Annotated in this window: 10 protein-coding genes; 9 read left to right on the top strand and 1 reads right to left on the bottom strand. The window is 44.8% G+C overall.

Annotated features, from left to right (window positions below; genetic code table 11):
- Positions 1 to 69: 69 nt before the first annotated feature.
- From FAY30_RS25110 to FAY30_RS25095, 3 genes are all read left to right on the top strand, one after another.
- A complete protein-coding gene (locus tag FAY30_RS25110; protein WP_149872400.1) occupies positions 70 to 258 on the top strand; it encodes a hypothetical protein in 189 nt (62 codons plus the stop codon).
- Between the two features lie 121 nt (positions 259 to 379).
- The gene (gene rpoE / locus FAY30_RS25105) at positions 380 to 946 is read left to right on the top strand and encodes a DNA-directed RNA polymerase subunit delta (protein ID WP_149872399.1); all 567 of its coding nucleotides are present in this window, start codon (positions 380 to 382) and stop codon (positions 944 to 946) included.
- 465 nt (positions 947 to 1411) lie between these two features.
- On the top strand, positions 1412 to 3007 hold the full coding sequence (locus FAY30_RS25095) for a CTP synthase (RefSeq protein ID WP_149872397.1): 1596 nt from the start codon (positions 1412 to 1414) through the stop codon (positions 3005 to 3007).
- Between the two features lie 255 nt (positions 3008 to 3262).
- Here FAY30_RS25095 and FAY30_RS25090 read toward each other — a convergent pair whose 3' ends face one another.
- Positions 3263 to 3796 carry a DUF2529 domain-containing protein gene (locus FAY30_RS25090; protein ID WP_149872396.1) on the bottom strand — a complete coding sequence of 178 codons (534 nt, stop codon included), beginning with the start codon at positions 3794 to 3796 and terminating at the stop codon, positions 3263 to 3265.
- Between the two features lie 190 nt (positions 3797 to 3986).
- Between FAY30_RS25090 and FAY30_RS25085 the strand changes: the two genes are divergently transcribed.
- From FAY30_RS25085 to rho, 6 genes are all read left to right on the top strand, one after another.
- Entirely contained in the window at positions 3987 to 4358 is a 372-nt protein-coding gene (locus tag FAY30_RS25085; protein ID WP_149872395.1) for a response regulator, read from the top strand.
- Positions 4359 to 4675: 317 nt separating this feature from the next.
- Positions 4676 to 5533, top strand: coding sequence for a class II fructose-bisphosphate aldolase (locus tag FAY30_RS25080; RefSeq protein WP_149872394.1), 858 nt, complete (start codon positions 4676 to 4678; stop codon positions 5531 to 5533).
- 112 nt (positions 5534 to 5645) lie between these two features.
- A complete protein-coding gene (gene fsa / locus FAY30_RS25075) occupies positions 5646 to 6314 on the top strand; it encodes a fructose-6-phosphate aldolase (protein WP_149872393.1) in 669 nt (222 codons plus the stop codon).
- Between the two features lie 273 nt (positions 6315 to 6587).
- Entirely contained in the window at positions 6588 to 7874 is a 1287-nt protein-coding gene (locus tag FAY30_RS25070; protein ID WP_149872392.1) for a UDP-N-acetylglucosamine 1-carboxyvinyltransferase, read from the top strand.
- Between the two features lie 123 nt (positions 7875 to 7997).
- Positions 7998 to 8960: a class II fructose-bisphosphatase gene (glpX, locus tag FAY30_RS25065; RefSeq protein ID WP_149872391.1), complete on the top strand. Its 963-nt coding sequence runs from the start codon at positions 7998 to 8000 to the stop codon at positions 8958 to 8960.
- Between the two features lie 386 nt (positions 8961 to 9346).
- Positions 9347 to 10612, top strand: a complete 1266-nt coding sequence (gene rho, locus FAY30_RS25060) for a transcription termination factor Rho (protein WP_149872390.1) — start codon at positions 9347 to 9349, stop codon at positions 10610 to 10612.
- The last annotated feature ends 47 nt before the right edge of the window (positions 10613 to 10659 follow it).

Genomic DNA, 10659 nt, shown 5'->3' with positions numbered 1-10659 from the left:
AAAAACATTTATCTTATATAATCTAAATAACGTTCAAACTTCTATGGGATTTCGGGCAGGTGGGTACTGATGAAAGTTAGTCACATAATTATTGTTTTAATCATTTTTGCCTGGCCATTAAACTATCTCTATCAACGTCAATTGGGTGCTGTTTCGTTTCTTTTGCTGGCCATCTTCTTCTTGGTTATTGCTATTAAGGAGATGAAAAAACAGAAGGCACAGCAGGAAAAGGAATCGCCAAAGGAAAAAATCAAGTGATTGTCCAACTAGAACTAGCATAAACAATAAGAATTTGTTTATAATGAAGAATATGTATTTTGGGAGAAATGCCCTTAACTACTCATTTTCGAGTGTTAAATAGAGAAAGGAAGTGCCAATAGTGAGTTTAGCACAATACTCAAAAGAGGAATTGCAAGAATTATCCCTCATCGAAATGGCTTATGAATTTTTAAAAAATAGCAAACAGCCAATCTCCTTTAATGATTTATTAAAAGAGATTCAAACGGCTGCTGGGATTTCCGAACAGGAAATCAGATCTCGCCTGGCACAATTTTATACGGACATCAACATTGATGGGCGCTTTCGCTCATTAGGAGAAAACCGTTGGGGACTGCGCGTTTGGTATCCTGTCGATACGGCGGAAGAAGAAGTGGTAACAGCCGTTAAACCGAAGAAGAAAAAGGCGAAGAAGGTTGTCGACGAAGAGGAATTCGATGAAATTGAAGAGGAAGATTACGACGAGCTTGACGATTTCGAAGATGAGGACGATCTTTTAGATGATGAAGAGGACCTTGACCTTGATGAAGTCGATGAGTTTGACGATGACGACGATGAAGAAGTTCTAGAAGACGATGAAGAATTCGAGCTGGATGAAGAGCTTGAAGACGAGGAACTGGAAGAAGAAGAGGAAGAATTTGAGGAAGAGGAAGAAGACGAGGACTTGTAATCCTTTTCATTGTTTCCATTTGATCTCGAAGGGGAAAACAGCTTGACTTTTACCTCAACCCCTTGTAATATCTTTTTTGGGCTCCTTAAAAAAGGACGAATGACTATTTATTTCTATGCGCTCCCTTGCAAACGCGAGATGGAGCGCTTTTTATTTTTAAGCTGTGTTAAAAATTATTGTGGATATGAACTATGTTGATTGGAGCGGAAGGTGCGAGACTCCTGCGGGAGCACGGTACAGGTGAGACCCCACAGGCGCTTAAGCGCCGAGGAGGCTCACCGGACCGCCCGCGGAAAGCGAAGCACCTGGAGCGGAAATCAACAGGCAAGTTTACCACAGCTTATTTAAAAAAACTCCCGTACATAGGAGTTTTTTCGTTTTTGGAGCAATAGGGAAAATAATTTTTGCAAAAAGTCCTTAAATCACCTGAATAATGTACAAACTGTAATTGAAGGGGGAATATTTATGACAAAGTATATTTTTGTAACAGGTGGGGTTGTATCCTCACTCGGAAAAGGAATTACCGCGTCCTCGCTTGGACGCCTCTTGAAAAATCGGGGCTTGAATGTAACGATTCAGAAATTTGACCCGTACATCAACGTTGACCCGGGAACGATGAGCCCTTATCAGCATGGGGAAGTATTCGTAACCGATGATGGTGCGGAAACCGATTTAGATTTAGGGCACTATGAGCGCTTTATCGATATTAACTTAAACAAGTATTCGAACGTTACGACCGGAAAAATTTACTCATCGGTCCTTAGAAAAGAGCGCCGCGGTGATTACCTAGGGGCAACCGTGCAGGTAATTCCGCACATTACCAATGAAATCAAAGACCGCGTCTTCCGCGCCGGCAAGGAAACCAATGCCGATGTCGTGATCACGGAAATCGGCGGAACCGTTGGCGATATTGAGTCGCTGCCATTCTTGGAAGCCATTCGTCAAATCAAAAGTGATGCCGGCCGTGACAATGTAATGTACATCCACTGTACCTTGATCCCGTATATTAAAGCAGCGGGTGAGATGAAAACAAAGCCGACGCAGCACAGTGTAAAAGAACTGCGCAGCCTTGGCATTCAGCCAAATATCATCGTCGTCCGGACGGAAATGCCGGTATCGCAAGACATGAAGGACAAGCTGGCATTGTTCTGCGATATCGATGCGAAAGCGGTCATTGAATGTCAGGATGCGGATACGCTTTATTCCATTCCGCTTGCGCTTCAAGAGCAAAATATGGATCAAATTGTCTGCGACCATTTGAAATTAGATACAGAAAAAGCGGAGATGACAGAGTGGAAGGCGTTAGTGGACCGCGTTCTTAACCTTTCGAACAAGACGCGCATCGGTCTTGTCGGGAAATATGTAGAGCTGCAGGATGCCTATATTTCCGTTGTCGAAGCGATGAAGCATGCCGGTTATGCATTTGATACGGATGTGGAAATTAAATGGATTAATTCGGATGAAGTGACCCGTGAAAATGTAGCGGAGCTTCTTGGCGATGTCGATGGTATCCTTGTACCAGGCGGCTTCGGTGATCGCGGAATTGAAGGGAAAATCGAGGCGACCCGCTATGCCCGCGAGCAGAAAAAGCCATTCCTTGGCATTTGTTTAGGAATGCAGCTGGCAACGATTGAATTTGCCCGCAACGTGCTTGGTTTAGCGGATGCCCATTCTGCTGAATTTGTTCCAGAGACGAAGCACCCGATTATTGACTTGCTTCCGGAGCAAAAGGATGTGGAGGATTTAGGCGGCACATTGCGCTTAGGTTTGTACCCATGCCGTTTGGTAGAAGGCACGAAAGCATTTAGAGCTTACGAAGAAAAAGTGATTTACGAACGCCACCGCCACCGTTATGAGTTTAATAACCATTATCGTCAGCAGATGGAAGCGGCTGGATTTATTTTCTCAGGAACAAGCCCGGACGGCCGTCTGGTTGAAATCATCGAGCTTGCGGATCATCCTTGGTTCGTAGCGTCCCAGTTCCATCCGGAATTTGTCTCAAGACCAACGCGCCCTCAAGCCCTGTTCAGAGACTTCATTCAGGCATCGATTCAAAATTAATAGAGTGTGACGAAGGCCAGTTCTCCGTTTGTGGGGGACTGGTCTTTTTTTGAGCGAAGGGTTTTGGGGGGGAATGTAAGCGGAAAGTAATTGAGGTAAGGTGGACAGTAAAGTGCCGAAAGTGGAAAGTAAACGAGGAAAACTGGACAGTAAAATACCAAAAGTGGAAAGTAAATCTGCAAAATCGGAAAGTAATCAGGAATAGTTTAAAAAAAGAAGTCCAAAAAATAAAAAACGACCCATTTCCGGGCCGTTTTACTCTTCATATTCCGCGAGCATCTCATCCATCGTGAATTTTAACCCAAAATAAACAAATAATGCGGCCATCGAGGAAGGATACCCATAGCGGTTGCCGAAATCATCGGGAAGTAAGGCTTTTTTTAACCGCAAATCAATATGGACGTCCGCAAGCTGTGTCAAGTCGTCTTCACTAGCCTCCTCCATTACCGTCGAAACAGCCACAAAGGGAATCCCAGTTTCCCGGAGCTGCCCGGCAACAGCTACAGCCTCCTCATCGCGGGAAGTGCGCGTGAACATTAACACCCGATCCGCATCGTTAAGGACGCACACATCTTCAGCCGTCAGCCGCTTTGCCCCCGTAAACGGCTCCGCGCCTTCTAGTGCCTCAAATTCAACAGCCTTCATTTCCTTCGTGCCCCATATATAAACCGAACCATCGCCGACAGGGGCCTGGGCAAGCAGGCGGGCGCCATCCTCCAGCGAAAATTCCTCTTTTTCATCTATTCTTTTCAAAACGCCGGTTAACTGAGTCGTAAACATTTTTAACATCATAACCCTCCTTATACGCATTCTTATTATAAACCTTTTCCCAACCATTCAAAAATAAAAATCAATTTCCACAAAATAACAGGTTTGTGTGAAGAAAACAGGCAGGAAATTTGCCTCCCTTAGTAGAATTAATAGAAATGATATGGAATGGGATAATTAATTGAATAATAACAAGGAAGAGGTGGAGTAAATGAAAGAGAAGATTTTAATTGTGGATGATCAATTTGGTATTCGTATTTTGCTAAATGAGGTGTTCCAAAAAGAGGGCTATCAAACCTTCCAAGCTGCGAATGGAGTTCAGGCGCTGGAGATTGTCACAAAGCATGATCCCGATCTTGTCCTGCTAGACATGAAAATACCGGGGATGGATGGAATTGAAATTTTAAAACGAATGAAAGTCATCGACCCGGATATTCGTGTGATTATCATGACTGCCTACGGTGAATTGGACATGATTCAAGAAGCCAAAGACCTTGGTGCAATTACCCATTTTGCCAAGCCTTTCGATATTGATGATATCCGAGCGGCCGTCCGCAAACATATTCCGCAAAAGGCGAATTAAATAGAGCGTGCAATCAGCCTGGTTTCAGGTGTGATTTCCTCTGAAATGACCAGCCTGACCGCATCATTTTTTAAAAAAAAACAGCCATTATTCAGCTGAATTTCAATCGGCGCAAATGGGTGCGCTTTCATTATGACAGTTTAAAAAACTGTGTTGGATTATTGGTAATTCCTCCTTTGTTTTGTTATGATACATATGAACTTTTCACAGGCTGATGATCATTTCGGGTGCATACATAATCGTCAAATCAGAGGGAAAACCTGATAGGGGAGACCCTGTTTCGAAATGGGATCAACCTAATTTAAGGAGGAAGAGAAATGCCTTTAGTATCGATGAAAGACATGCTTAATAAAGCGAAAGCAGAAGGCTACGCTGTTGGGCAATTTAACATTAATAACTTAGAATTTACGCAAGCGATTCTTCAAGCTGCACAGGAAGAAAATTCACCAGTTATTCTTGGTGTTTCTGAAGGCGCAGGCCGTTATATCGGCGGTTTCAAAACCGTTGTAAAAATGGTAGAAGGTCTATTAGAAGATTATAAAATTACCGTTCCGGTTGCAATCCACCTTGACCACGGTTCAAGCTTTGACAAATGTAAAGAAGCGATTGATGCCGGCTTTACATCTGTTATGATTGATGCTTCCCACCACCCATTTGAAGAGAACATCGAAATTACTTCAAAAGTGGTTGAGTATGCGCACTCAAAAGGTGTGTCTGTTGAAGCAGAATTAGGAACAGTTGGCGGTCAAGAGGACGATGTTGTCGCTGAAGGCGTCATCTATGCAGATCCAAAAGAATGTGAAGAGCTTGTGAAACGTACAGGCATCGACTGTCTTGCTCCTGCATTAGGCTCTGTTCACGGCCCTTACAAAGGCGAACCAAATCTTGGTTTTGCTGAAATGGAAGAAATCGGCAAGATTACTGGCATGCCGCTCGTTCTTCATGGCGGAACAGGAATTCCATTAAAAGATATCCAGAGATCTGTATCTCTTGGTACAGCTAAGATTAACGTAAACACAGAAAACCAAATCGCTTCTGCGAAGGTTGTCCGTGAAGTGTTAGCGGCTAAACCAAATGAATACGATCCACGTAAATATTTAGGACCAGCTCGCGACGCGATCAAAGAAACGGTTATCGGCAAAATGCGCGAATTCGGTTCTTCCAACAAAGCGTAAGCAAAAGACGCTTGGTATTTTTTATAAATTGAACCGTCCTTAAACTCGAGGGCGGTTTCAATCTGTAAGTAGAAAACTGAAAATTTAGTCGAAAGTTGGAGGGGAAAATAAAATGAAATTTTTCATTGATACTGCAAACCTGGCTGATATTCAAAAAGCTTATAAAATTGGTGTTTTATCCGGTGTTACAACCAATCCTTCGTTAGTTGCCAAAGAAGGTGTGAAATTTGAAGATCGAATCGAAGAAATTCTTCAAGCAGTACCTGAAGTAGAATCTGTCTCTGCAGAAGTATCACCATATGCCGAAACAGCGGAACAAATGATTGCAGAAGCGGAAGAATTAATCAAAATCAACGGCGGCGATGAAAAAGTCACGATCAAAGTTCCAATGAACATTGCAGGCTTAGAGACTACCCGTTACCTTTCCCAAAAAGGTGTCAAAGTTAATGTAACACTGATCTTCACCGTGAACCAAGCGCTTTTAGCAGCGCGTGCAGGTGCTACCTATGTTTCACCATTCTTAGGCCGTCTAGATGATATCTCTGAAGATGGTGTCCTATTAGTATCGAAAATCGCAGAATTATTCCGCATTCATAACTTAGATGCCCAAATCATTGCCGCATCCGTTAGACATCCAGACCATGTAACGCGTGTAGCGATGGCCGGTGCCCACATTGCAACAATTCCTTACAAAGTGATTGAACAGCTAACCAAGCACCCATTAACAGACAAAGGAATGGAAGGCTTCCTTAAAGATTGGAATAACCATACAAACGCTTAAAAGCCCACGTTTTTCCATTTCCGTGTAAATTTTTTTAATTTGCATACATGAAAATCAAATTTTCGTGTAAACTAAAGGATAGACAAACTGTCGGAATTTGACTTTTAGTGTTGGAAAAATATACCTAAAGCCGTTTTTGGGACAAGGGGTCTGTTTACTATCCGTGTAAGCTTGGTCGACACTGTCTTTTGACTGTCGCATCAAGCTTGCACTAAAATAAAGGACCGTTCCATCACCAGTCATGATATACATAGGCTTAGAAGGGAGTCGAAAATGGAAAAACTTAAAATTGCGGGCGGGTATCCGTTAAAGGGAACTGTTCGCATCAGTGGAGCAAAAAATAGTGCCGTTGCCTTAATTCCTGCAACCATTTTAGCAGAATCACCAGTAACAATCGAAGGACTGCCGCATATTTCAGACGTGGATATCTTGAAAGACCTGCTGGAAGAGATTGGCGGGAGCGTCGAGATTTCTGAAGATGAAATGACGGTCGACCCTTCGAAGATGATTTCCATGCCGCTGCCAAACGGTAAAGTCAAAAAGCTGCGTGCCTCCTATTACTTAATGGGCGCCATGCTTGGCCGCTTTAAAAAGGCAGTCATCGGCCTGCCGGGCGGCTGCCATCTGGGACCAAGACCAATCGATCAGCATATTAAAGGTTTTGAAGCACTTGGGGCGCAAATTACAAATGAGCAAGGTGCGATCTATTTGCGTGCGGATGAACTTCGCGGTGCCCGTATCTACCTTGACGTTGTCAGCGTCGGTGCAACCATTAATATTATGCTGGCGGCGGTACGGGCAAAAGGGCGGACGATCATTGAAAACGCCGCTAAAGAGCCGGAAATCATTGACGTTGCCACACTGTTAACAAACATGGGTGCGAAAATTAAAGGCGCAGGAACAGATGTGATTCGGATTGACGGTGTGGAAACGCTTCACGGCTGCCGCCATACCATTATCCCTGACCGGATTGAAGCAGGAACCTATTTGATTTTAGGAGCCGCTGTTGGTGAAGGGGTCTTAATTGATAATGTGATTCCGCAGCACTTAGAATCGCTGATTGCGAAACTCCGAGAGATGGGCGTTTCCATTGAATCGGGCGATGACCAGGTGTTTGTCAGCGGATCGGCCAATTTGAAAGCGGTTGATATTAAAACACTTGTTTATCCGGGATTCCCAACCGACCTGCAGCAGCCATTTACGACTCTCTTAACAAAAGCCACTGGTTCAAGTGTTGTCACCGATACGATCTATGGTGCTCGCTTTAAACATATTGATGAACTAAGAAGAATGAATGCAACGATTAAAGTGGAAGGGCGTTCCGCCATTATCAATGGCCCTATACAGCTGCAAGGTGCCAAGGTAAAGGCAAGCGACCTTCGGGCAGGAGCAGCGCTTGTGATCGCCGGGCTGATGGCCGAAGGAATTACGGAAGTCACCGGTCTTGAGCATATCGATCGCGGCTACAGCAATCTTGTTGAAAAATTAAACGGCCTCGGTGCAACGGCTTGGCGGGAAGCGCTGACAAAGGAAGAAGTAGAACAATTAAAGAACACATAAAGATAGGTGCTCTTAATTGTTGGCGTTGAACCGCTGCGTTCGTGCCGACCTGGATTTTTTAACAGATAGAAAGCTGGCAGTTCTGCTTAGATCAACAAACGAGGAAAATGGGAGATGGAAACGATGGAAAGAAGTTTATCGATGGAACTTGTCCGTGTCACGGAAGGGGCTGCCCTTGCTTCAGCGCGCTGGATGGGCCGCGGGAAAAAGGATGAGGCAGATGGAGCGGCTACGTCAGCCATGCGAGATGTGTTTGACACGGTCCCGATGAAAGGAACCGTTGTGATCGGTGAAGGGGAAATGGACGAAGCACCAATGCTTTATATTGGAGAGAAGCTTGGAACAGGCTACGGCCCACGCGTCGATGTGGCCGTTGACCCGCTTGAAGGGACCAATATTTTAGCATCGGGCGGCTGGAATGCCTTAGCAGTTCTTGCGGTTGCCGACCATGGGAACCTCTTGCATGCACCGGATATGTATATGGAGAAAATCGCTGTCGGTCCGGAAGCGGTTGGCTGTGTCGATATTAATGCTTCTGTTTTGGACAATCTTAAAGCAGTGGCAAAAGCGAAAAACAAAGACATCGGGGATGTCGTGGCAACCGTGTTAAATCGTCCGCGCCATGAACATATTATTGCCCAGCTTCGTGAAGCAGGAGCTCGGATTAAGCTCATCAACGACGGCGATGTGGCCGGCGCCATCAATACCGCTTTTGATAACACCGGTGTGGATATTCTTTTTGGATCAGGCGGTGCGCCGGAGGGTGTTCTTTCGGCTGTTGCCCTCAAATGTCTCGGCGGAGAAATCATGGGGAAATTATTGCCGCAAAGTGACGCTGAACTTGAGCGCTGTATCAAAATGGGCTTAGATGTGAATCGTGTTTTAAGGATGGAAGACCTTGTTAAAGGCGACGACGCCATTTTTGCAGCAACCGGCGTCACCGACGGAGAACTTCTGCGCGGTGTGCAATTCAAAGGCTCATACGGCTCAACCCATTCCGTCGTCATGCGCGCAAAATCAGGCACCGTCCGCTTCATCGAAGGCCGCCACAGCCTAAAGAAAAAACCAAACTTAGTAATTAAATAACAAGAAAAGCAGAAGCACCAAAAATATGGTGCCTGACACCCATAACTGCACATAGATAGTGCAAAGGGTGACAGGCACCTAATAATATGTGGACAGTGTAAAGGGTGACAGCATCAAAGCTCCGGTTACTTCTAGAGGAATTTGTGAATGAATCTCCTGCCAGAAAATATTTCCAACGAATGATTTATCTAAATGTAGTTGATTATTTTTTTGTACAGAGGGTAAAATAGTATTTGATTTTAGTATGCAAAATTTCTGCAATTCTATTCATTTCTTTCTACTTCCAATTCAATTCCTCTAATCTCTTAATTTTTATATTACTCACAATCTCCCGCTGCTTTAAAAATTAGCGGTTTGATGGAAAAATTTTAAAGTGTGGTGTACAAATGGACTTAACAATTTCAAGTTTAGAAAATATGAAGCTAAAGGAACTTTATGAGCTTGCTCGCGAATATAAAGTAACTTATTACAGCAAATTAACAAAAAAAGAATTAATTTTTGCCATTTTAAAATCTCGTGCTGAACAGCAAGGGTATTTCTTCATGGAAGGTGTCCTGGAGATTATCCAGTCGGAAGGTTTCGGCTTCTTAAGACCGATTAACTACTCGCCAAGTTCAGAGGATATTTACATTTCGGCATCGCAAATCCGCCGTTTTGACCTTCGAAATGGGGACAAGGTTTCCGGTAAGGTACGCCCTCCGAAGGAAAACGAACGCTATTACGGACTGCTTCATGTGGAAGCGGTAAACGGTGAAGATCCTGAATCAGCGAAGGAACGCGTCTATTTCCCGGCGTTAACACCGCTGTATCCGAATAGACAAATGAAGCTGGAGACAACGCCAAAACATCTTTCCACAAGAATTATGGATGTGGTCGCGCCGGTTGGATTTGGTCAAAGGGGCCTGATCGTCGCACCGCCGAAAGCCGGTAAAACGATGCTGTTAAAAGAAATTGCCAACAGCGTTACGACGAATCACCCTGATGTTGAGCTTATCGTGCTCCTTATCGATGAACGTCCGGAAGAGGTGACCGACATCGAGCGCTCTGTTGCCGGTGATGTCGTCAGCTCGACGTTTGATGAGGTGCCTGAAAACCATATTAAAGTGGCCGAGCTTGTGCTTGACCGGGCGATGCGCCTCGTCGAACACAAACGCGACGTTGTCATTTTGATGGACAGCATTACTCGTCTTGCGCGTGCCTATAACCTTGTGATACCGCCAAGCGGCCGGACGCTTTCCGGGGGGATTGACCCGGCGGCATTCCACCGTCCAAAGCGCTTCTTCGGTGCGGCCCGGAATATTGAAGAGGGCGGCAGCTTGACGATTCTTGCGACGGCCTTGGTCGATACCGGTTCACGGATGGATGATGTCATTTATGAGGAATTTAAAGGAACAGGCAACATGGAGCTGCATCTTGACCGCCAGCTTGCTGAGCGCCGGATTTTCCCTGCGCTTGATATTCGCCGTTCCGGTACACGTAAGGAAGAATTGCTCATTCCGAAGGATCATTTGGATAAATTATGGGCAATTCGCAAATCGATGTCAGACTCACCAGATTTTGCCGAGCGCTTCTTGAAAAAACTTCGTCAAACGAAGTCCAATGAAGAATTTTTCGCCCAGCTGGGAGAAGAGTTGAAATCGAGACGTTCGTAGAAAGAAAAGCGAAGGACACTAGCCGCTAGGGCGCTGGAGCTGGATAT

Origin of the sequence: Bacillus sp. S3 (genome assembly GCF_005154805.1) — a bacterium.
Classification (GTDB): domain Bacteria; phylum Bacillota; class Bacilli; order Bacillales; family Cytobacillaceae; genus Neobacillus.
The sequence above is the reverse complement of the archived record's forward strand: the minus strand, read 5'-3'. Positions and strand labels throughout refer to the sequence as shown.